Consider the following 22,361-nt stretch of genomic DNA (forward strand, 5'->3'; position numbering starts at 1 on the left):
AAAATGCTGGATACGGCACCGGACACAGCCACCAAGGAACCCATCGCCCGGATCGAGAAACTGCGGGTCGAGTTCCAGACCAAGGACGGCCCGGTGGTGGGCGTCGAGGACGTCAGTTTCGACATTGGCCCCGGTGAGACGGTCTGCGTGGTTGGCGAATCCGGGTCCGGAAAATCGGTGTCCTCGCTGGCGCTGATGCGGTTGGTGGAATACGGCGGCGGCGACATCGCGGGCGGCAAGCTGATGTTCGACCGCAAGGAGGGCGGGTCGGTCGATCTGCGCACCATGGACCAGCGCAAGATGCGCGATATTCGCGGCAATGAGATCGGCATGATCTTTCAGGAGCCGATGACCGCGCTGAACCCGGTGTTCACCGTCGGCAAGCAGTTGACAGAGGGCCTGCGCGTGCATCGCGGCATGTCCCGCAAACAGGCCGACGCGCGCGCCATCGAATTGCTGCGCGAGGTGCGCATCCCAGAACCCGAACGCCGGTTGACCCAGTATCCGCACGAACTGTCCGGCGGGATGCGGCAGCGGGTGGTGATTGCCATGGCGATGGCCTGCAAGCCGCGCATGTTGATCGCGGATGAACCCACCACCGCGCTTGACGTGACCATTCAGGCCGAGATCCTGGCCCTGATGGACCGTCTCAAGCGGGAAACCGGCACGGCGGTGATGTTCATCACCCACGACATGGCCGTGGTCGCCCAGATGGCGGACCGGGTCGTGGTCATGTTCCGTGGCAACAAGGTCGAGGAAGGCACCGTCGAGGAGATCTTCGAGAACCCGCAGCATCCCTATACCAAGGCGTTGCTGGCGGCTGTCCCCAAACTGGGCGAGATGACCGGCACCGATCTGCCCGAACCGATGAAGCTGGTCGGCCACGACAACCAACAGGTCAAGCCGATCCCAGGCACAAATGAGCGCTTGCTGACGGTCAAGGGTCTGACCACGCGCTTTCCCGTCAAGGGTGGTTTCTTTCGCCGCACGGTGGCCAACGTCCACGCGGTCGAGGATGTGTCTTTCACCCTGAATAAGGGGCAGACGCTCAGCCTTGTTGGTGAGTCCGGCTGCGGAAAGTCCACCGCTGGCCGGTCCATCCTGCGACTGGTCGAACCCCTCAAAGGCACTATCGATCTTGACGGCAAGGACATCATGGGCCTGTCGCCCAGCGGTCTGCGCGAGGCGCGGCGCGACATGCAAATGATCTTTCAGGATCCCTTTGCCTCGCTGAATCCGCAGATCCAGCTGGCCGATCAGGTGGCGGAACCGATCCATAACTACAGGATCGAAAGCGGCAGCGCGGTCATGGATCACGTTGCGGGCCTGTTTGACCGGGTGGAACTGCCGCGCAGTTTCATGCGCCGCTATCCGCACGAGTTGTCCGGCGGCCAGCGTCAGCGGATCGCCATTGCCCGTGCGCTGGCGCTGCGGCCCCGGTTGATCGTCGCGGATGAGGCGGTCAGCGCGCTGGACGTGTCGGTGCAGGCGCAGGTGATCAACCTGATGATGGAATTGCAGGCCGACATGGGGCTGGGGTATCTGTTCATCAGTCACGACATGGCGGTGGTCGAACGGGTCAGCCACAACGTCGGCGTGATGTATCTGGGCCGGATCGTCGAACTCGGCCCCCGCCGCGCCGTGTTCGAGGACCCGCGCCATCCCTATACGCAGGCCCTGATGAAGGCGGTGCCCATCGCCGACCCGCGTCGCCGCAAGTCGGAAAAGGACCTGAACTTCAAACCGATCCCGTCTCCGATCCACCCGGTGGACTACGAGGCAGCGCCTTCGGTCTACGAAGAGGTCAGCCCCGGCCATATGGTGCTGACCACCGACAGCGGATACTGATGGGGGTAAGTCGTGGCTGGTGGAGTGCTGATGTACCGCTTCGACGGTCCGCCGCCGGCAACTCCTGATGATCCCTGCCTTGACGATAGCCCTTATCTGACAGGACTGGTGCCCGAAAACCCCAGCCTGCCGTTTGGTCCGGTGGCAGAGACCCGAGCGGTCTTTGAGCGCCATGTGCCCGGTATTCGTTGGAACGATCGGGGCAACGGTTTTGCCCGGCAGGGCGGATTTCAGATGCATGTCCTGATGCCGTCACGCGACCACGGCTATATCAGTCTTGCGCTGGACGATTACGGCACGGCAGCCCGGTATCTGCGCGCCATCGAGGCAGAGCGCCCGGATTGGTACACCTCATGGTTCGACGGGCAATGGCTGCGCCAGACCCCTGCTCCGGAGGAGTGAGCCATGCGCGCGCTGCTGGGCATCCTGACGGGTTTTCTGATCGGCTGCGGGCAGCCCCCGACAGCGCCGGAACGGTCGCCGGACGCCCTGCGGGTCGCCAGCCACAACGTGCATTTCATCCGGTTGAACCGGCAGCGCGGCGCGTGGTCCGTGACCGATTGGGAGGCCCGCAAACACGCGCTGGACGCGGTGTTCAAAGAGGCCAACGCCGATCTCATGGCCTTTCAGGAGATGGTGAGCATTGGCCCCGATGCCGACCGCAGCGTGAACCTTGCCCGGGACTGGCTGCTCGCGCGCAATCCCGGCTACGCGGTAGCGGCAAGCGGCGATTGGCGCAACTTTCCCACGCGGCAGCCGATCTTTTACCGCACCGACAGGCTGCGGCTGGTGGATCAGGGGTGGTTCCTGCATGAGCCGCCCGACGTCGTCGCGCAAGAGCGCAAGGCGCGTGGTTTCTGGCTGTATTACTCGTCATGGGCGGATTTCGAGGACTGGCGCGGGCGGTCGCTGCGGGTCTACAACGTCCATTTTCATTTCCACAGAGCGGCGCGGCGGCGACACGCGGCGCGGACGGTTCTGGCGCATGTGGCACCTGTATTGAAACAGGGCGTGCCGGTGCTGGTCCTGGGCGACATGAATGCCTTGTCGCGTTGGCGCACCGTGAACATCCTGCGGGCGGGCGGCCTGTCCACGGTCGAGCCGGGGGCCGCCAGTTTTCACTTTGACCGTGGGTTGCACCTGTTCGGACCAATTGACCGGTTCGCCCATACCGACGGTCTGACCCTGTCTGCGCGTCCGTGGGCCATCCGTGGCAAGCGGGCGGGTGACTGGGCCTCGGATCACTACCCGGTGGTTGCGGACCTGTCGCTTCCGTGACAGGCATAGGCCGTTCGCCCACAACACAAAGAGGTTCCCTTTGGCCGAGGTGCTGTCCCCCCGCGCGCTGCTGGAAAAACTGGTGGGGTTTCCCACCGTCAGCCGCGATACCAACCTGCCGCTGATCGACTGGGTGCAGGACTATCTGTCCAGCCACGGCATTGACGCGCAGCGGCACGTCAAACCCGACGATCCGCAAAAGGCGGCGCTGTTTGCCCATGTCGGACCGGATGCGGGGGGCGGCGTGATCCTGTCGGGGCACACCGACGTGGTGCCGGTGGACGGGCAGGACTGGCACTTTGAGCCCTTCGCCGTCACCGAACAGGACGGCAGGCTGTACGGGCGCGGCACCACCGACATGAAGGGTTTTGACGCGTTGGCGATCTGGGCGCTGGTCGAGGCAAAGCGGCGCGGCGTGACCCGCCCCTTGCAGATCGCGCTGTCCTACGATGAGGAGATCGGCTGCACCGGCGCGCCGCCGCTGATCGAGGCGATGCAGGTTTTGCCGCGTGCGAGCGATGTGATCGTGGGGGAACCCACGATGATGAAGGCGGTCACCGGCCACAAGGGCGGGGTGAACTACTGGGTGCATGTGCATGGCTTTGAGGTGCATAGCTCGCTGCTGCACACCGGCGTCAGCGCGATCATGTGGGCGGCCAAGATGATTGACTGGGCCAACCAGCTGAATGCCGATCTGCAAGCGGGCGATCCTGTGGGCATGGCGGGGCTGTTCGATCCGCCCTACACCAATGTCCATGTCGGCATGATCCACGGCGGCACCGCGCATAACATCAGCGCCAAGGACTGCGAGTTCGGGCTTGGCTATCGCGTCGTGCCGGGAGAAACGCTGGACCAGTGGCGCCGCCTGACCGAGGAAAAGTGCGCGTCGCTGAGTGCCGAGATGCAGCAAGTCCGCCCCGATACCGGTTTTGAGCTGATCGAGAAATTCGAACTGCCACCCTTTGCCCCGGAAGAGGACAACACCGCCGAGGCGCTGGTGCGCGCACTGACCGGCGACAACTCGGAGAATTTTGTCAGCTACGGCACCGAGGCGAGCCATTTCCAGCAGGCGGGATACAAGGCGGTGGTCTGCGGACCCGGCAGCATCAACGTGGCGCATCAGCCGGATGAATACATCACCTTGGCGCAGTTCCAGGCGGGGCAGGCGTTCATGGAACATCTGCTGGAGCGTCTGGCCTGAGGCGGGGGACGGGCGCGCTGACCGGCCGTTGTTTGTAATTGAAGACAGAAGTCCGGTATCCGTGTCGCGCTGAGATCGCGCCGAAGCTTTGGACGGATCAGCGAGGCGCGTCTGGCGGTGGTAACAAGTCCTCACTCGGCAGACTGCTTTGCATTCGCCTGCCGGGCGAGGGACGGCGTGATCGGCGGATCCCTGCAGATCGACTCGACGCGATAGACAACGCGCTGATCTTCCCCTCTCGGGACATTGCTTCGCTATGCCCTGCCGGGCAGTGAATGAAGGCGATCATCGCTTTAGTGGGCGGTCGCGCTCCTCAGTGGTCACACCGTCGCGCATGCCGCTGTCTTTCTCCGCCTTCTTAACCTATTCGCGCAGAGTCTGCGGAATACAGCCAATTTTGGGGGCAATGGCCGCGATTGCGCCCGCCTGCGTCTCATAGGAGCCTTGATGCTCAAGACCATCCTAGCCGCACATGCGCGGACCTGAGGCGAGTAGCGATTTGCCATTTCGCTTTTCGTCAGAACCATCATCCTTTCTCAAGTTGATGGTCTCCGACAGACTCGGGGCGGTTCAAACAGCGTGGCCTGAACGGCATCATGACCGCTATTGCCGAGTGCGCGCCCTACGCGACGTTCAAAGCAAAAACGGAGGCGCTGCAGGGGCAAGTCGATGCCCTCACAGCACGGATCGCAGAAAAACAGGCCAAGATGGCCACCCAGGCATCGGTGATGGAAGACCCCGGCGAAGCCTATGATCGTGCCGTTCAGCAGATGGAGGACTTACTGTCCGAGGCAGAGCACGTCGATGAGGCAAGCACATATCTCTCGATGCTGATCAAACGGATCACGCTGATCGAAAACGCGCGCGCACGGCATGGCGTTGAGATCCGCATGAACTTCGCAAATGCCGCGCTGCTGCCAGCACAAGTGGCGTCACAATATCAGATGAACAACGGACGGACGATTACAAATCGAAAAACCGCAGTGCAGTCCTAAGTGGAAAAATCATTCTGAATCAGTGGGATTTAATAAACAGACGACGTTCCATTTTCGACGTAAGATTTTGAAACTGCTATCAAATCCGGACGGAGGCGACGGGTTTCCTGACTGGACGTGATGCTATTTCCCACGGCCTCTTCGTTTCCCTTTGCGATCTCCTTCTGCCTCTTGGGTCCAAGACTCAAGATATTGATATTCTGTTTCAACTTCCTTCGCGGTTTCGTGCGCGTTTATCCGATTCCTCCCAAAGGTTCGTCTCATCTCCAACTGGAAGGGGCGCTGGCAGCCGCCCTTTCAGGCAATGGCGCAAGCGTCCGATGGGGCGCGCATCGTTGATGATGCCGCCGGGGTTTGCCACGTATAGCCGGACAAGGGCCAGCAGGTTGTCCAGATCGTGTTCCGCCTGCACGTCCGCAAAGAGATAAGACATCTTTCCGGGGCAGGTCAGACTGACGGCGACCGGCGAGCCACAGGTCAGCATGCAGCGTGCGTCGCGGACCTTCACGCCGGACAAGCCTGCCTCGTTGGCGAGGGCTGCGCGCAGTCTTACGCCAAGAGCGGCCCCTGAGGGCGCGTGGTCCGTCCTGCAGCAGGTCCGGCATATGTGAATTTCGTGCAGGTTCCGGGTCATGTGTTCAGCGATCATTTCGGGCAGGCAGTATCATCCCGGAGTATCCTGAGCGCGGCGCAAAAGGGTCAAGTCGAAATCTTCTGTGGACCTGAAAGCCGAGGCATCGTGACCCGCAAAAAAGGGCGATTCTGGCGCCACGAACGCGATTTCGCGCCAAAACATGCAGATGTCCCGAACTTTTTTCGTTTGCGCCCTTGAAAGGCACGAAAGGCGACCCGACAAGGGTAAAAGCTACTTGAAAGCAATCGCTTACGTATGTGATTAAATTTTAGGCACCCACCGCCAAAGCGGGTCGATTTCGGGTTGATTTCCGCGTCCCAAAGCGTGTGTCCCAAAAAAAATCTTGTTGGATGAAAAAGTGCGTGCCACCATTTGATCGTGGACCAGAGACGATCCGGTCCGGAAATAAGCGCATTCAGCGCACGGCAATGTGGCCTCCACGATCCTAAGGATCATGGGGGCTTTTTTTGTGCTCAGCACGGAGGAGCGACGATGAAGTTGCAACAATTTCTAGGTGGTCTCGAAAACGTGGGCCCCGTCAGTACCGAAAAGAAGGTCTTTGTCGAAGAGTGGGAAAAACAGCTGTTCGGTGTCCACATGTGCATGATGGGGACGGGTATCTGGGCCTGGCCACATCTGCGGGTGAAAGCCGAAGGGATGAACCCGCTCGATTACTTCAAGTACCGCTATTACATCAAATGGCTGGGCGGCATGACCGCCTTTCTGATCGAGCGGAACTACATCAACGAGGCTGAGCTCGAAGAGCTGACGCAGTACTACCTCGACAATCCGGAATCCCCGCTGCCGGAAAAGGGCAACCCGGCCGTCACCGACCAAGTGGTCGACTACATGTTCACCGGCGACAATCCCTATCGCGACGTGGCGCTGAACCCGGTGTTCAAAGTGGGCCAGCAGGTGCGCGTGCTGGATCCGGCCTCTGCGGTGCACACCCGGTTGATCGGTTATCTGCGCAACAAGGTCGGCGTGGTCGAAGAGGTCTACCCTCAGGCGATCCTCTACACTGACAGCGTTCCGACCGACAGCATCAGCACGCCCCAGCCGATCTACCGGGTCAAGTTCATGACCCGCGACATCTGGCCCGAGCGGCCCGACACCGACGACACGCTCTACAGCGAAGTCTTTGAAACCTATCTGGAAGCGGCCTGAACCGCGGCTCAAGGCCCGCATGTCCGGTGCCCCAGCGCCGACCATGCCCCCGAGAAACCAAGGAAACGAACATGTCTGACAAAGACCACGACCACCACCACCACCTGCGCGAGACCGAGTCCTATTACGCGGCGCGCACAAAGGCCCTGGAATCCCTGTTCCGGGAAAAGAACCTGATCGGCCAGGACACGGTCGATCGCGTGATCAACTTCTTCGACACCGAAATGGGCCCATTCAACGGCGCCAAGGTTGTCGCAAAGGCCTGGACTGATCCGGCGTTCAAGGCGCGGCTGCTGGCCGACTGCAACGCCGCGATCGCCGAACTGGGCATCCGCGACGGCATCGAGGGTGAGAACCTCAAAGCGGTCGAGTCCACGGCTTCGGTGCATCACATCGTGACCTGCACGCTGTGTTCCTGCTGGCCCTGGCCGCTGCTGGGTCTGCCGCCATACTGGTTCAAAGACCCGGCTTTCCGGGCGCGCATTGTCCGCGAGCCGCGTGAAGTGCTCAAGGAGTTCGACGTCGACCTCGCCCCAGGAACGAAGATCGAGATCTGGGACAGTAGCGCGCAGATCCGCTTTTTCGTCATCCCCGCCCGCCCGGAAGGCACCGAAGGGTGGAGCGAGGAAAAGCTGGCCGACCTGATCTCGACCGAGGCGATGCAGGGCCTCGACCTTGTGACCGTCAACTGACTGCCAAGCCATCAATCGAAACCAAGAATATGGATGTAAAAACAATGCAGAATGGAACCATCACCGTTCAGGACAACAGGGTCGCCGGGGTTTCCGAACGGCTGAAATCCTCTCTCGTCCTCTTCACGTTGGGTGCTGTCTTTGTCTTTGGTGTGGGGCTGTCCAACACCTCGATGGCGCATAACGCGGCACACGACACACGTCATGCCATCGGCTTTCCCTGCCACTGAGCGGGGGCACAAGGTCTGACCGCCAAAGTGGTGGTCAGACTAACGGCAGATCTGTCTTGAACAGGTCAAAGTGCCTGCCCGGACAGTAAGGGCGCACCGCGAACCTGCGGAAAACGAACAACAGACACCCGGGGCGCGAGCTGCGCATGGGAAACAAGGAGGACAACATGTCCAAGATCACGTCACTTGCCATCAGTGTTTCGGTTTGCGGATTTGTCGCTGTCTGGTTCTTCCTCACGATGGGGACCATCCTGATCTGGGCGGCCTTTGTGGCATGGGCCTGTTTCTATGCCCTTGGCGGCGATGCGGCGGCCTTTCGGACCACGATCATTTCCAACGCGTTCGGGGTTTTTGTCGCCTCGACAACCGCACTGATCATCGTTGCGGTCCCGATGGCCGAGGTTATCGGCGGTGCGGTCTGGGCGGCGCTGGTCGTGGCGGTCAGCATCGCGCTTTACATCCTCGCCGCGAACATCCCGGCGTTGACGTCCATTCCCGGCACGACCTTCGGCTATGCGGCGACCTTTGCCTTTCTGCTGCAAACGCCGGACCGGTTCACGGTCGAGGCGCTTTGGTCGCTGTCCTTCAACAGCTCTTACGTGGTGCTGCCGGTGTCGATGATGCTGGGCGCCTGTTTCGCTCTGGCCTCGGCCAAGGGATCCGACCTGCTGGCGCGACCGGCAGAGGTGGCCGGCTGAGGCCGGGACCGATTGATCCAACGTTGCGGTACCGAGTGAGAACAACAAAGGCGATTGCAGATGCACAGACCTGAAAACACCCAAGCGACTTTGATCAAGTCGAAAGAGAAGATCAGCATCGGCATCGTCTTTTCGACCAGCGGCCCCTATGCTGGCATCGCGCAGGAACTGCAGAACGGCGCGTTGCTGGCCCTGTCCGAGGTCAACGCGGACCCGCAGTTCGACTTTCAGCTGGACCCGGTGATCCTGGATCCCGGCGGTGATCTCGAAGCCTATCAATCCATCTGCCGCGAGATGCTGAAACAGGGCGGATTGAAGCACGTGGTTGGCTGCTATACCTCGTCCAGCCGCAAGGAAGTCATCCCGGTCTTCGAAAAGTATGATGGCTTGCTTTGGTATCCCTCGCATTACGAAGGCTTCGAACACTGCAACAACGTGATCTACACCGGGGCTTCGCCGAACCAGCACATGGTGCCGCTGATGTCCCATATGCTGCAGCATTTCGGCAACCGGGCCTATTGCGTCGGCTCCGACTATATCTGGGGTTGGGAAAGCAACCGGATCATGCGCGAATGCGTAACGGAGCACGGTGCCAGGGATTTCTGGGAGCGTTATGTGCCGGTGGGGTCGGTTGAGGTCGACAAGATCATCGACGAGATCGTGCAGAGCAGGCCTTCGTACATTTTCAGCTCGCTGATCGGGGTGTCCTCTGAAAGCTTCATGCGCGCCATGCAGGCTGCGCGGCAGGCCAACCCTGAATTGACGAGCGATGTGATGCCGGTGTGCAGCCACACTCTGTCAGAACCGGAACTTGCCCGACTGGCCCCGGATGCGGCCGCGGGACATATCGCGTCGAGTGTCTACTTTCAGTCCACGCCGGGCGAGTGCAACGCGCGTTTCATCGCTGGATACAAGGCGCGGTACGGGGCGGATACGGTCACTTCGGCGGACTCCGAGGCCGCATACAACACCACCCATCTTCTTGCGCGGGCCTTTCAGAAGGCCGGCACGCAAGAACTGGATGCGGTCAAATCTGCGCTCTATAAGGTCCGTTTCAATGCCCCGCAGGGCCAGATCTGGATCGATCCGGGCAATAACCATTGCTTCCTGACCCCGGCGCTGGCCGTGTCGAATGCCTCTGGGCAGTTCGACATCTTTCATACTTATGACGCCCCGATGCGGCCCGATCCCTATCTTGTGGATTTCGATGTCGATGGCTTGACCAGCGCGCCGGAACCCGGAGAAAGGGCGGCGCTATGAAAAGGCGCGCACTTCCCAATTTCCGCAAGGTGCGGGCGTTGATCGTGCACCCGCCGGGCGACAATACCGCCGTTCTGACGGCGCAGCTTGGGCGGTTGGGACTCCGGACAGCGCTCCAGTGGCCAGCAGACAACCTTTCGCCCGACGGCCACGATGTCATCTTTTTCGACGCAGACCGCGGCTATGACCAGCAATTCGCCTGGGAGCCGGGACATGCGCCGATCCCCCTGATTGCCCTGATGGGCAGCGAGGCACCGGGCCGTATCGAATGGACGCTGGGGCAGATGCCCTCTGCCTATCTTGTCAAACCCTTGCAGCCCAACGGCATCTTTTCGGCCCTCGCCATCGCATTCCACGATTTCGAAGTCCGGACCAAGCTGTTGCGCAAGGTCGAAGACCTGAACGCGCGCCTGCGCGCCCGTCCGTCGGTCTTGGCGGCGATCACGCTGGTCCAGACATGCATGACGATCGACGGTCAGGCAGCCTATGACCTTCTGCGCTCAGAGGCCATGCGCCTGCAGGTGTCCATCGAGTTCCTGTGTGAACAGATCGAAGCGACGGGATCGCTGACCCCGCTGAAGACGCTGGCGGAAAACAGGGCCAACGCACTTTCATCAAACAATGGGCCGGACGCACGGACGCCGACCAAGAAAACCGGAGGGTATTAGAGTGGATTGGATGAATAATTCCTGGATGGCGACCAAGGGTGTCGCCCAGGGTGTTGCCGGGGAAACCCATCGGCTGACCGCCGAGGTGCAGGGAACATATCACTACACTTACGGCCCTTTTGCGAAACCCGTGTTGCACATCCAGCCGGGGGATATCGTGGTGGCCGATACGCATGACGCGTTTGAAGGTCAGTTGGATTCAACTTCGGCCAGCCCGTCAGAGCGGCTGAACGTTCCTTTCCTCAATCCTCAGTGTGGCCCGATCCACGTGGCGGGCGCCGAAAAGGGCGACGTCATTGCCGTGCGCATCCATTCGATCCTGCCACGCGGTCCGCAACCGGCGGGCACCTCTGCACTGATCCCCGAATTTGGCGGATTGGTGGGCACCGCCAACACCGCGATGCTGAACGATCCGCTGCCCGAAAAGGTCATGAAGATGAACGTGACCGAAGAGGGCATTCAGTTCAACGACCGGATAACCCTGCCTTACGAACCCTTTATCGGCACACTGGGCGTCAGTCCGGAAATCGAGGCGGTGTCTTCGCTGCAGCCGGATTACTGGGGGGCCAACATGGATGTGCCAGACGTGGCACCGGGGGCGATCGTCTATTTCCCGGTGCTGGCCGAAGGGGGGTATGTCTATCTGGGCGATTGCCACGCCACCCAAGGCGATGGCGAGCTTTGCGGCACGGCAGTCGAAATACCCGCCACGGTGACAATCCAGATCGACCTGATCAAGCAAAGCCCGATTGCTTGGCCGCGGTTGGAAAACGAAAACTTCATCATGACGCTGGGCTCTGCGCGTCCGCTCGAGGATGCCGCAAGGATCGCCTATCGCGAATTGATCCACTGGATGGTCGCCGACTACGGCTGGGACATTTACGAGGCGTATTTCTTTCTGACCCAGGCCGGAAAGCTGCGTGTCGGCAATATCGTCGACCCGAAATACACCATCGGCGCTTCGGTGCTGAAAACCTATCTGGCCTGAGCCTTTGACGACATCGAATGGAGAACGCACATGAACAGGGTTTTGGGAGCCTTGATACTGGGGGTCGCGTTAGGCGGCGTTGGTTATGGCTTGGCAAGCGAAAGCTTTGTGCCGCAGAGCGCGCCACATAGCGGCGGCGGGGGAGTGGCTCATGACCATACCCATGCAGACCACGCGATGATCGATCTGCCTGCAGACGGGGCGCCCACGATCCGCATCTCTGTTCAGCCCGATCCCGGTGCCGGATGGAACCTGCATGCCGAGACCACGCACTTTGCCTTTGCGCCTGCCCACAGCGGCACATCCCATGTCGCGGGGGAAGGGCACGCGCATATCTATGTAAACGGCCACAAGCTTGGGCGGCTATACGGCAACTGGTTCCATCTGGCCGAGCTTCCGACCGGGCAGGTCGAACTGAAAGTCGGGCTGTATTCCAATGATCACAAGACGCTGTCGGTGGCGGGCACCCCCATCGCCGACAAGATCACCCTGAACGTCCTGCCCTAGGGGCCGGGGACACATCAAAATGGTGGCCGCCGGATTTCGGACCTGCGGTCAGTCATCAACCAAGGAAACAAGGAGTAACAGCAATGCGTACAGAAACCATCACCGGCATGGAAGATCGTTTTGTCAAAGGACTGGAGGGCAGCAAGGCCGCTCCGCCGAAACGCTGTGACCGGCTGCAATTCGATGAACCCTGGCAAAGCCGCGCCTTCGGCATCGTCTTGGCGTTTTCCGAGGAAAAGGTCATCGACTACGAGGATTTCCGCAAGAACCTGATCAAGTGCATCGGCGACTGGGAGCGCGAACACGACCTGAAGGACGCGTCTTGGGTCTATTACGAGCAGTGGCTCGCGGCGCTGGAGCGGCTGGCCGTCGAAAAGGGCTTGGTCACGAAGGATGAAATCGATCAGCGCACGGCCGAAATCACCGATGGTGAGCGCGAGTATTCGTTCTTCGCCAATTACGCCTGACCGCCGGAGAGCGCGGCGAACCGCTCGCCTGAAAGGCGACAGAGAGACGCCTGAAAGGCGACAGAGAGAAAGGAACATCAAATGGTCAAGAAGCTTGTCAGCGTCGCGCTGCTCGCCGGACTCCTGAGCGGGATCGGGGCGACAGTTTTTCAGACGATCTACGTGCTGCCGCTGATCCATGAGGCGGAATCATTCGAGGTTGCGGAACCTGTCGCCGTCGCGGCGGCCCTCCATGACGGTCACGACCACGGTCATGATCATGGGCATGCACATGGGGGGGAAGAGGCATGGGCACCCGAGGACGGGATCCAAAGAACCGTTGCGACTGCCGGGGTCAACCTGTTCGCAGGCATGGGTTTTGCCCTGCTTTTGGTGGCGGCGATCCACGTGCGGGGCGGCGGAGTCAATGCGCGTTCCGGCCTGATCTGGGGCGGTGCCGGATTCGTTTCCTTCAGCCTTGCACCTTTCTTTGGCCTGCCACCTGAACTGCCGGGCATGACCGCCGCCACACTGGAAAGCCGACAGCTATGGTGGGTAGCCACGGTTGCTCTGACTGCAGGCGGGCTGTGGGTGATGACCAGTCGCTCGGGCATTCTTTCCACGCCGATGAAACTGGCATTCGGACTGTTGCTGATCGTCGCGCCGCACGCCTATGGCTCGCCCCAGCTTGCGGAAGGCGCAACTTTGGCCTCTGCGGTTCCGGCGCACCTGTCGGCTGAATTCGCCGTTGCCGCGCTGGCACATGGGTTGATCTTCTGGCTCCTGATCGGGGTGGCGGCGGGTTGGCTCTGCCAACGCCTGAACATTGCCGAGGGCGGACGCTTTGCAGGGCCCGTGCCAAATCAAGGATAGCCTGCCTTCTTGCCAGCCCACCGGGTACACTTCCCCTGTCGTGACAGTGAACGCGATTTGCCACCGATCGGACTGCTGTTCGGCAAGGGACCTGGACAACAAGATTTCCGCCGTGTTCTTCGCGGCGGAAAGACGTGAAAACGGATATGCGGTTCGGAAGAGGTGGATCTCACCTATGTGTGCCGCCAATGTCTGTCGCCTGACGACTGCCTCTTCGTGCGGATCGGAAAAGGCAAGCTGCGCGCTTGCCGATTGCAAGATCTACGGCCCAGTCGCGGCAGGTGCTTTACAGAACAGTCAGTTCGGATGCCAAGCATTTGCGGCTGGCCGTTGGTTTGCGTGCCTTTTCGATACGCGTATCTGGTCTGTACCTTGCTTCCACAGTCGGCCACCAGCGTGAAGCAATGGTACGGTGGCGCCACGCGCACCTTGCAAAAGTCAGGGGGCGCTCTAAGAACGTTTTTATATGCTATTTGGAAAGCTCGGTCTCGTCCGGCCGTTAAACTCAGCGACCGGAACACCTGACGTTCCTTTAAGCCAGTTCGCTTTCCGGGAATGCAAGTGTATGGCGCGGAGCCGATTTCCGGACGCGTCCCCAAAAAGATGACGTTCTTTCAAAAGGCTGTGGCAAATGGACAGAGTTTCAATGCGTCGACAGACGCCTGCAACAAAAGGAACCGCACCGGAGGTCTACAGCATCCAAAAAACGCACATGACGGCTGAGTAGGGGGCGCTGCCCCCTCGGCCTTTGGCCTCACCCCCGGAGGTATTTTGACCAAGAAGAAGCTGCAAGTCTGCGCGCAGCGCATACGAGGAAGTGCCATGTCATTCCCGTTCCGCGACGAAGGTCCTGTCGCGTTTGCCGCGCCCTTGCCCGAGGCTGCGGATCTTGTTGTCATTGGCGGCGGGGTTATCGGGGTCAGCACGGCGCTGTTTGCGGCACGGCGCGGGCTGTCGGTTGTGCTGTTGGAAAAGGGGCGGATTGCGGCGGAGCAAAGCTCGCGCAATTGGGGCTGGATCCGGGTGCAGGGCCGCGATCTGGACGAGATCCCCATCGCGCTGGAGGCGCAGGATCTGTGGCGGGATCTGGATGTGACCTGTCAGGGGCGGCTGGGGACGCGGACCACGGGCGTGACCTATCTGGCGCGGACCGACGCCGAGATGGCGGCGTTTGAGGGTTGGCTGGCAGAGGCACGCCCCTTGGGCGTGTCCAGCGAGATGCTGGACCGGACCGCGATGTTGCGGCATCTGGGCTATCCCCGCGCCGCATGGCAAGGCGCGCTGCATACGCCGACCGACATGGTGGGAGAGCCGTGGCAGGCGGTGCCGGAACTGTCGCGGCTGGCGCGCGCCGAGGGGGCCACCATCATCGAGCGCTGCGCGGCGCGGGGGTTGGACCGGCAGGCGGGGCGCGTCAGCGGTGTGATCACCGAGGCCGGGCGGATCAGGACCAGTGCCGTGGTGCTGGCGGGCGGGGCGTGGTCGTCGCTTTTCTTGCGTCGTCACGGTGTGGATATCCCGCAGCTTTCGGTGCGCTCGACAGCATTGGCGACGCAACCGTTGCCCCGCGTGGTCGATACAGCGGCGGTCGATGACCGGCTTGCCTTTCGCCCGCGCGCCGACGGTGGCTATACGTTGGCGCCCTCTGCCTTTGCCGAACTGTACCTTGGGCCCGATGCGTTGCGGCACCTGCGGCACTATCTGCCGCTGGCTGTGTCGGGAGAATTCGACGTGCATCTGCGCCGACCGCAACCAGCGGACTGGCCCGATGCGTTTTCGACGCCGCGTCACTGGAGCGGTGCGGAACAAAGCCCGTTTGAGAGGATGCGCATTCTTGATCCCGGGCCGAATGCAGCGAAGCTGGCCAAAATTCCGCAGCGGTTCGGCGCGCAATATCCCGACCTGGGTCGGATCGAGGTGCAGGCCGGGTGGGGTGGCATGATTGATGTGTTGCCGGATGTGGTGCCGGTGGTGGACCGGGTGCGGGATTTGCCCGGTCTGACGGTCTGCACCGGTATGTGTGGGCATGGCTTTGGCGCTGGCCCGGGCTTTGGCCGGGTGGCACTGGATCTGGCCACCAGCCAAGACCCCGGTCACGATCTGAGCCGCTTTCGCATAGGCCGCTTTTCTGACGGCAGCGCGCTGCGCCCGGGGCCAAACTTGTGAAATCCGCCACCGCCGTCTTGAACCCGCCGGTGTGAGGCGTATTCTCCGGCGCAGCGCGACCGACTGCCGGGGCGGCGCTGCCCCCTGACCCTGCTCGCCTGATGTTTTCCGCATGGTCCGTCTCAACCGATCCGGGGGAGCGGCCTGCGGTCCAGACCTGAAACCGGAAAAGGAAACCCCATGCCCGTCAAGAACCGCTTCGCCGAATTGCAGGATGAAATCACCGCATGGCGCCGCGACCTGCACGAAAACCCGGAAATCCTGTTCGAGACGCATCGCACCTCTGCGATGGTGGCGGAAAAGCTGAAGGATTTCGGCTGCGACGAGGTGGTGACCGGCATCGGCCGTACTGGCGTCGTGGGTGTGATCAAGGGGCGTGCCAATGGCTCTGGCAAGGTGATCGGGCTGCGCGCTGACATGGACGCGCTGCCGATCCATGAACAGACCGGGCTGGACTATGCCTCGAAAACGGATGGGGCGATGCATGCCTGTGGTCACGATGGTCACACGGCCATGCTGCTGGGCGCGACCAAGTACCTGTCCGAGACACGCAATTTCGACGGCACGGTTGTAGTGATCTTTCAGCCCGCCGAAGAAGGCGGCGGCGGCGGCAAGGAGATGTGCGACGACGGCATGATGGACCGCTGGGGCATTCAGGAAGTCTACGGGATGCACAACTGGCCCGGTCGCCCTGTCGGGAGCTTTGCGATCCGTGAAGGGGCCTTTTTTGCCGCCACCGACCAGTTCGAGATTGCCCTCGAAGGGCTGGGCGGCCACGCGGCCAAGCCGCATGAGACGGTGGATACCACGGTGATGGCGTCCACTCTCGTGCTGGCATTGCAGACCATCGCCTCGCGCAACGCGGACCCGGTGGATCAGGTGGTGGTTTCTGTCACCAGTTTTGAAACCTCGTCCAAGGCGTTCAACGTGATCCCGCAGCGGGTCCATATCAAGGGCACGGTCCGCACCCAGTCGACCGAGATGCGTGCTCTTGCGGAAAAGCGGATCAAGGAGATCTCCGCCGGTGTGGCGGCAACCTTTGGCGGCACCGCAGAGGTGACGTATCACCTTGGCTACCCGGTTATGGTCAACCATCCCGAGCAGACCGAATTTGCGCGTGACGTGGCGCGCGCGGTGTCTGGCGGCGTTGACGACGCGCCGCTGGTCATGGGCGGAGAGGATTTCGCCTTTATGCTCGAAGAGCGGCCCGGCGCTTATATCCTTGTGGGCAATGGTGACACCGCGATGGTCCATCACCCCGAGTACAACTTCAACGACGAGGCGATCCCGGCGGGATGTTCCTGGTGGGCCGAGGTCGTCGAACGGCGGATGCCGGTCGCGTCTTGATCGGGACGGTCGGCGGGACGGTAGACGTTCCGCCAACCGCCCCTAAGGTGCTCAGCTTTCCGCTTTTTTGCGGGGCTTCCGGGCGGCTGCGGGTTTCGCGGCCGCCTTTGTTTTGGGGGCAGCTTTGGCGCGGGCAGCGGCAGGTTTCGCGGCGGCCTTGGCGCGCGGTTTGCGGGCCGGTTTGGTGGCGGCGGTCAGCGCCTGCGTCGCGCGGAACCAGTGGTCACGGTCCTGACCTTGGGGGCGGCCTTCGTCCAGCCAGAGGAAAAAGGCAGCTTCGGCGATTTTGGCGGTGTCGGGTTGCGGGGTGCTCATGTGGTCTCCGGTCGTATCCAAGTTAGCGCTAACGTGATATCGGAGAGTGCTGCGCTTGCGCAATACGCTGCGCCGCAGCAATTCGGCGCCGTGTCCCTGCCGCATCACTGCGACCGGCACGGTGCCTCAGCCGACGCTTAGCAGCAGGCGCACAAGGGCGGTCTGCGTGTTGACCCCGGTCTTGTCATAGAGGCGGGCCAGATGCGTGCGTGCAGTGTTGACGCTGATCCCCAGCGCGTCGGCGGCGGATTTAAGCCCATCGCCATCGGCGATGTAGCGGGCGATCCGCAATTGGCCGTCCGACAGACCGTAAACCGCTTGCGCCACGGCAAGGCGGCGGTCGATGCGGGCATCGCCATCGACCTGAATGTAGGTCACGCAATCGCGCACGGACACATGAGCGATTGCCAGACCACCGTCGTCGGTATCGCCAAGGATTGCAGGATACCGGAACGGGCCGCCGGTTTCCTGCGCAAAGCGGTGCAGCTCAAAGTGTCCATGGTACTGGGCAGCCCGTTGCAACGCCTCTTGCAGGACACGGTCCCAATCGCGTCGGTGCGCGCGCAGACGCCCCGCCGACAGGGTGAGGACCGGGTGGTCCTTCAAGCGTTCCAGCATGCCGGGTCCGGCCCAGAGCAACCGGCCGGCACTATCGACAGAAACCAGTCCGTTCCCCTCTGGCGCGTCGCGCTGCATTACGAACGACGCATAGACGATCTTCCACTGGCCGTCCTCGCGCTGGAGGATGCGCGTCTCGAAACTTTCGGTGCGGGCTTCACCGGGTGCTTCGGCCCAGCCGTCAAACACCACCCATGCGCTGTCCCCGGTGACGCTGATGCGCATGTTGTCCTGACCAAACGGCACTTTGGGACAACCCAGCCCCTTGTCGAGCACATGTTTCATGTAGGCCGAGACTTCGGACCAGCCACTTTGCACCGAGAGCCCGGACGTGGTCGTCACATAGATGTCCTGCGTGCGCTCATCCTGCACGAAACACCGGGCCCACGCGTCATAGTCGCGGTCCTGAAAGGCCACCGTCTCGGCCCGGATGGTCGCGGCGATGGCCGCGCGGTCTTCGTCAGTCGGGTCGAAAAATGAAGGGGCGTGAAGGGTGGGGTCCATACGCATCAATCTAGACCTTTCGGAACAACGCGACAAACCCGGCGGCGCGCCTGCGCGGCCTTACCAGTTGGACGAAGGTTGCTGTCATCTGTCTCCAGCCAATGCGTGCCTCGGCCAGCGCGGCGTTTCCGTGGGTTTGGTAAAAGGCATCAATCTCGCGCTTGTCCGGGCGGTGATCGCGGTCGTAAGAGGGCGGGATGCGGGCAAGGGTCAGTGTCGGGTCCATAGAGAAGCTCCTGTTCGGGACTGGTCCGGTTCAGGATGCCGCATCAGAGGCTGCGGGTTTGTCATGTGGAGTGACCACATCGGTCAAAAACTGCGGACAGGCTTGATTTTCCTGTCCGCAAAGGTCGCCCGGCGTCCCGTCAGGCGGGGCCGCCGGGGTCGCGCCTGCGCTTGCTCTTCGACACGGCCTCTTTGACCATGCGGTTGAAGGCTTTGCCGCGCGCCCGGGATTCGGCCACCGTCTCTGTGTTGTGGCGGTCTTCGCGGCGCAGCTTTTCCCAGCGGGCCAGGCGGTCGGCATCCAGATCACCGGCGGCGATGGCCGCGCGGACCGCACAGCCCGGTTCGCCCTCATGGGCGCAATTGCGGAACCGGCAGGTCAGGGCCAGTTCTTCGATGTCGTCAAAGACGGCTTCGATTCCCTCGCCGGCATCGGCGAGCTGCAATTCGCGCATCCCCGGTGTGTCGATCAACCAGCCGCCCGCCAGCGTCGGTGCAAGGCTGCGGTTGGTCGTGGTGTGGCGGCCTCTGGCGTCATCCTCGCGGATGCCACGGGTGGCAGCCTCCTCGCCGGTCAGCGCGTTGCGCAGGGTGGTCTTGCCCACGCCCGACGACCCGACAAGCGCCAGTGTCTGACCGTTCTTGCACCACGGCGTCAGGCGCGCGACCTCTTCGGGAATGCGGGCGTTCAGGCTGATCGCGGTCACCAGCGGCGACAGGCGCTGAGCCTGCCGCAGGTAGTCGTCCGCATTGTCGGCCTTGTCGGGTTTGGTCAACACGATCAGCGGCAGGCAGCCGCCGGAATGTGCCAGCGCCAGATAGCGTTCCAGCCGCGCGACGTTGAAATCCGCGTTACAGCTGGTGACGATGCCCAGCGTATCGACGTTCGCCGCGATACGCTGAATCCGGACGTCGCGACCCGCCGCGCGACGGGTGATGTCCGAAGTCGGGGTCAGTCGGCGGATCGCATGGGTGCCGTCGCTCAGTACCCAGTCACCCACGGCGTAGGCGCCGGTGGATTCCGTTGGCAAAAGCTCAATCTGGCCCGTTGGCGTCACCGCGCGCATGCGGTCTCGGTGAACCTCGGCGAGGCGGGCGGGGGTCAGCGCCGCATCCTCTGGCGTCAGTTGCCGTGCGAAATGGTCCGACCATCCAAGGCCGGTCAATGTGTCATCAGTCAATGTGATAAGTCCCGTTCAGACATGCAATTGGGTCCGCCGGAGGCGGCCCGGTGTGCGTGCACGGGCGGCGGGCTTTTGGTCAGCGCGCGGCCCGGAGGGGGGATGCATTCTCCATCTTGTCCTCCGTCCAGTAGGGTCTGGCCTATGTCTAGACGGGCCGGGCCCTTGCTGCAAGCGCCGGTATCAAGCGCTGGTATTTCGGGGCCAGCGTTGCTATCTGCCGCGCAACAGCAAGGGCAGGGGCGCGCGATGTCACCGATCAACGTCATGTGCATCAAATGGGGGACGCTGTTTGGTCCCGAATACGTCAACCGGCTGTATTCCGGTGTGCGGCGCAACCTGTCGCGCCCGGTGCGGTTTTTCTGCATGACAGAGCATTGCGCGGGTCTGCACCCGGACATCGAGGTGCTGGACCTGCCGGTGGAACCCTTTGCCGAGCCGATGAACGCAGCGCTTGCGGTGGCGAACCGGCAGGGGGCGATGCGCAAGACCTCGCTCTTTCGGCCCGGTCTGGTGCCCGACCTTGCCGGGCCGGTGCTGGGGTTCGATCTAGATGTGGTGATCACCGGGTCGCTGGATGAGATCCACGACCTTGCACCGGGGACGGTGGCGATGCGCCACGACTGGACCGAAAAACGCAAGGGACGGCCCACCGGGCATGGATCAGTGTTCCGGTTTGATCCGGCGGAGCACGGATTCCTCTACGAGGATCTGGCCGCCAACCCCTATGCCGAGGTCGAAGAGGCGCGCGGGTCCGAGCAGCGATATACCTCACACAAGGCGATGGAGCGCGGTGTTTTCACCTATATTCCAGAACCTTGGGTGGTGTCGTTCAAGTATGACTGCAATCCGTTTCCGGGCAACTATTTCCGTGCGCCGCACCTGCCACAAGACGCACGGGTGGTCTGCTTTCACGGTCGCCCCAAGATGCCCGAGGCCATCGCAGGCTACAGCGGCTCGCTGATCCGCTACGCCCGACCCTGTGGCTGGTTGCAGGATCACTGGATCGATCGCGCGCGGGCGGACCTTGGCGCGGAGTGGACCTGAGGGACGGGTACGGCGCTCTTTCGGCTATGCCGAAAATCGCCCCGCCCACCGTCCCCGGCCGCAGGCGTCCCGACAGGGCACGCGGGTTTGGTCCGCGAAATCCCGCTTTGACCGGCTGACCGGCGGTAATCACGCGGCCCGCCGCACTTGCCCCCATGTGTCAAGGCGCGGTAAGAGCAAAGGAAAGAGCGAACCGAAAAGGGCAGGCGCATGACACGTCGCGTAGTTGTCACCGGGCTGGGGCTGGTCACGCCACTGGCCTCCGGAGTGGAAGAAACATGGTCGCGGTTGCTGGACGGGCAGTCCGGCGCAGGCACGATCACCAAGTTTGATGCAAGCCATCTGGCCACCACCTATGCCTGCGAAGTGCCCTGTGGCGACGGCACCGACGGCACGTTTAATGTCGACGCCTACATGGACAAGAAAGAGCAGCGCAAGGTGGATGAGTTCATCCGCTTTGGCATCGCGGCGGCCGAACAGGCCGTTCAGGATGCGGGCTGGACGCCCGAGGACGAGGAAAGCCGCCTGCGCACCGGTGTGATGATCGGGTCGGGCATCGGCGGGCTGAACTCCATCGCCGAAACCGCGCTCTTGATCCGTGATAAGGGCCCGCGCCGCGTATCGCCGTTCTTTATTCCCGGCGCGCTGATCAACCTGATTTCCGGCAATGTGTCGATCCGCTATGGCTTCAAGGGGCCGAACCACGCGGTTGTGACCGCCTGTTCCACCGGCGCGCATGCCATCGGTGATGCGGCGCGGCTGATCAAATACGGCGATGCGGACGTGATGATCGCGGGCGGGGCCGAGGGCGCCATCGGCGAGATCGGCATTGCCGGGTTCAACGCTTGCAAGGCGCTGTCAACCAAACGCGGCGACGACCCCAAGGCCGCCAGCCGCCCCTATGACATCGACCGCGACGGGTTTGTCATGGGCGAAGGCGCGGGCGTTGTCGTGCTGGAGGAATACGAGCACGCCAAGGCGCGCGGCGCAAAGATCTATGCCGAGGTCTGCGGCTATGGCCTGTCAGGCGATGCCTATCACATCACCGCGCCGTCTTCGGACGGCGAGGGCGGCGAACGCTCGATGCGGGCGGCGCTGAAGGATGCGGGGCTGACACCGGACGCGCTGGATTACATCAACGCGCATGGCACCTCGACCATGGCGGACACCATCGAACTGGGCGCGGTGGAGCGGCTGTTGGGTAATGCGGCGTCCAAGGTCACCATGTCCTCGACCAAGTCGGCCACGGGCCATCTGCTGGGCGCTGCCGGCGCCATCGAGGCGATCTTTTCGATCCTTGCGATCCGCGATCAGGTCGCCCCGCCGACCATCAATCTGGACAATCCGGCGGTCGAGACTCCGATCGACCTTGCGCCCAATGCCAAACGCAAACGCAAGATCACCTATGCGCTGTCGAATTCTTTCGGCTTTGGCGGCACCAACGCCAGCGTGATCTTCGGCAAACCGGAGTAA

At 62.2% G+C, this 22,361-nt stretch carries 24 protein-coding genes and 1 pseudogene; 19 read left to right on the plus strand and 6 right to left on the minus strand.

Going from position 1 to position 22,361, the window contains the following annotated elements:
• Positions 1–3 precede the first annotated feature (3 nt).
• The 4 genes from VOI21_RS11020 to argE are packed head-to-tail and all read left to right on the plus strand — an operon-like array spanning position 4 to position 4,327.
• Positions 4–1,848 (plus strand): ABC transporter ATP-binding protein, encoded by a 1,845-nt coding sequence (locus VOI21_RS11020; RefSeq protein WP_323769923.1) that lies wholly within the window; start codon positions 4–6, stop codon positions 1,846–1,848.
• 30 nt (positions 1,849–1,878) lie between these two features.
• On the plus strand, positions 1,879–2,250 hold the full coding sequence (locus VOI21_RS11025; protein ID WP_323769924.1) for a hypothetical protein: 372 nt from the start codon (positions 1,879–1,881) through the stop codon (positions 2,248–2,250).
• Between the two features lie 3 nt (positions 2,251–2,253).
• The gene (locus tag VOI21_RS11030; protein ID WP_323769925.1) at positions 2,254–3,126 is read left to right on the plus strand and encodes an endonuclease/exonuclease/phosphatase family protein; all 873 of its coding nucleotides are present in this window, start codon (positions 2,254–2,256) and stop codon (positions 3,124–3,126) included.
• A 40-nt stretch (positions 3,127–3,166) separates the two neighbouring features.
• Complete coding sequence (argE, locus tag VOI21_RS11035; RefSeq protein ID WP_323769926.1) at positions 3,167–4,327, plus strand: acetylornithine deacetylase; 1,161 nt, start codon at positions 3,167–3,169, stop codon at positions 4,325–4,327.
• A 57-nt stretch (positions 4,328–4,384) separates the two neighbouring features.
• On the opposite strand, the pseudogene VOI21_RS11040 reads toward argE, so the two are convergent.
• A pseudogene (locus VOI21_RS11040) lies at positions 4,385–4,848 on the minus strand (IS3 family transposase); the annotation flags it as partial.
• A 75-nt stretch (positions 4,849–4,923) separates the two neighbouring features.
• On the opposite strand from VOI21_RS11040, the gene VOI21_RS11045 reads away from it, so the two are divergent.
• Positions 4,924–5,322, plus strand: a complete 399-nt coding sequence (locus VOI21_RS11045; RefSeq protein ID WP_323769927.1) for a hypothetical protein — start codon at positions 4,924–4,926, stop codon at positions 5,320–5,322.
• Positions 5,323–5,527: 205 nt separating this feature from the next.
• Here the strand turns inward: VOI21_RS11045 and VOI21_RS11050 are convergent, their stop codons facing one another.
• Positions 5,528–5,971 (minus strand): DUF1636 family protein, encoded by a 444-nt coding sequence (locus VOI21_RS11050; RefSeq protein WP_323769928.1) that lies wholly within the window; start codon positions 5,969–5,971, stop codon positions 5,528–5,530.
• Positions 5,972–6,448: 477 nt separating this feature from the next.
• On the opposite strand from VOI21_RS11050, the gene nthB reads away from it, so the two are divergent.
• From nthB to VOI21_RS11110, 12 genes are all read left to right on the plus strand, one after another.
• Positions 6,449–7,123 carry a nitrile hydratase subunit beta gene (gene nthB / locus VOI21_RS11055; protein ID WP_323769929.1) on the plus strand — a complete coding sequence of 225 codons (675 nt, stop codon included), beginning with the start codon at positions 6,449–6,451 and terminating at the stop codon, positions 7,121–7,123.
• A gap of 71 nt (positions 7,124–7,194) precedes the next feature.
• Complete coding sequence (nthA, locus tag VOI21_RS11060; protein ID WP_323769930.1) at positions 7,195–7,815, plus strand: nitrile hydratase subunit alpha; 621 nt, start codon at positions 7,195–7,197, stop codon at positions 7,813–7,815.
• A gap of 44 nt (positions 7,816–7,859) precedes the next feature.
• Positions 7,860–8,045 (plus strand): CbtB domain-containing protein, encoded by a 186-nt coding sequence (locus tag VOI21_RS11065; protein WP_323769931.1) that lies wholly within the window; start codon positions 7,860–7,862, stop codon positions 8,043–8,045.
• A 167-nt stretch (positions 8,046–8,212) separates the two neighbouring features.
• Positions 8,213–8,743 (plus strand): DUF1097 domain-containing protein, encoded by a 531-nt coding sequence (locus tag VOI21_RS11070; RefSeq protein ID WP_323769932.1) that lies wholly within the window; start codon positions 8,213–8,215, stop codon positions 8,741–8,743.
• Between the two features lie 60 nt (positions 8,744–8,803).
• A complete protein-coding gene (locus VOI21_RS11075; protein ID WP_323769933.1) occupies positions 8,804–10,003 on the plus strand; it encodes a transporter substrate-binding domain-containing protein in 1,200 nt (399 codons plus the stop codon).
• Positions 10,000–10,671 carry a transcriptional antiterminator gene (locus VOI21_RS11080; RefSeq protein ID WP_323769934.1) on the plus strand — a complete coding sequence of 224 codons (672 nt, stop codon included), beginning with the start codon at positions 10,000–10,002 and terminating at the stop codon, positions 10,669–10,671. The genes VOI21_RS11075 and VOI21_RS11080 overlap by 4 nt, the downstream gene beginning before the upstream one ends.
• 10 nt (positions 10,672–10,681) lie before the next feature.
• Positions 10,682–11,659 carry an acetamidase/formamidase family protein gene (locus VOI21_RS11085; protein ID WP_323769935.1) on the plus strand — a complete coding sequence of 326 codons (978 nt, stop codon included), beginning with the start codon at positions 10,682–10,684 and terminating at the stop codon, positions 11,657–11,659.
• 30 nt (positions 11,660–11,689) lie between these two features.
• On the plus strand, positions 11,690–12,166 hold the full coding sequence (locus tag VOI21_RS11090; RefSeq protein ID WP_323769936.1) for a hypothetical protein: 477 nt from the start codon (positions 11,690–11,692) through the stop codon (positions 12,164–12,166).
• Positions 12,167–12,249: 83 nt separating this feature from the next.
• Complete coding sequence (locus VOI21_RS11095) at positions 12,250–12,633, plus strand: nitrile hydratase accessory protein (RefSeq protein WP_323769937.1); 384 nt, start codon at positions 12,250–12,252, stop codon at positions 12,631–12,633.
• Positions 12,634–12,714: 81 nt separating this feature from the next.
• Entirely contained in the window at positions 12,715–13,485 is a 771-nt protein-coding gene (locus VOI21_RS11100; RefSeq protein ID WP_323769938.1) for a CbtA family protein, read from the plus strand.
• Positions 13,486–14,307: 822 nt separating this feature from the next.
• Complete coding sequence (locus VOI21_RS11105) at positions 14,308–15,651, plus strand: FAD-dependent oxidoreductase (protein WP_323769939.1); 1,344 nt, start codon at positions 14,308–14,310, stop codon at positions 15,649–15,651.
• Between the two features lie 180 nt (positions 15,652–15,831).
• The gene (locus tag VOI21_RS11110) at positions 15,832–16,998 is read left to right on the plus strand and encodes a M20 aminoacylase family protein (protein WP_323769940.1); all 1,167 of its coding nucleotides are present in this window, start codon (positions 15,832–15,834) and stop codon (positions 16,996–16,998) included.
• 51 nt (positions 16,999–17,049) lie between these two features.
• Here the strand turns inward: VOI21_RS11110 and VOI21_RS11115 are convergent, their stop codons facing one another.
• The 4 genes from VOI21_RS11115 to rsgA form a co-directional block, all read right to left on the minus strand.
• Positions 17,050–17,313 (minus strand): DUF2934 domain-containing protein, encoded by a 264-nt coding sequence (locus VOI21_RS11115; RefSeq protein WP_323769941.1) that lies wholly within the window; start codon positions 17,311–17,313, stop codon positions 17,050–17,052.
• 126 nt (positions 17,314–17,439) lie between these two features.
• Positions 17,440–18,435, minus strand: coding sequence for a nuclear transport factor 2 family protein (locus tag VOI21_RS11120; protein ID WP_323769942.1), 996 nt, complete (start codon positions 18,433–18,435; stop codon positions 17,440–17,442).
• A gap of 10 nt (positions 18,436–18,445) precedes the next feature.
• Positions 18,446–18,661 (minus strand): hypothetical protein, encoded by a 216-nt coding sequence (locus tag VOI21_RS11125; RefSeq protein ID WP_323769943.1) that lies wholly within the window; start codon positions 18,659–18,661, stop codon positions 18,446–18,448.
• A gap of 139 nt (positions 18,662–18,800) precedes the next feature.
• Positions 18,801–19,841: a ribosome small subunit-dependent GTPase A gene (gene rsgA / locus VOI21_RS11130; RefSeq protein ID WP_323769944.1), complete on the minus strand. Its 1,041-nt coding sequence runs from the start codon at positions 19,839–19,841 to the stop codon at positions 18,801–18,803.
• 249 nt (positions 19,842–20,090) lie between these two features.
• On the opposite strand from rsgA, the gene VOI21_RS11135 reads away from it, so the two are divergent.
• Both VOI21_RS11135 and fabF read left to right on the plus strand, forming a co-directional pair.
• Positions 20,091–20,888, plus strand: a complete 798-nt coding sequence (locus VOI21_RS11135) for a glycosyl transferase (protein WP_323769945.1) — start codon at positions 20,091–20,093, stop codon at positions 20,886–20,888.
• A 210-nt stretch (positions 20,889–21,098) separates the two neighbouring features.
• A complete protein-coding gene (fabF, locus tag VOI21_RS11140; RefSeq protein ID WP_323769946.1) occupies positions 21,099–22,361 on the plus strand; it encodes a beta-ketoacyl-ACP synthase II in 1,263 nt (420 codons plus the stop codon).

The organism is Antarctobacter sp. (assembly GCF_034670325.1).
In the GTDB taxonomy this organism is placed as follows: domain Bacteria; phylum Pseudomonadota; class Alphaproteobacteria; order Rhodobacterales; family Rhodobacteraceae; genus Antarctobacter.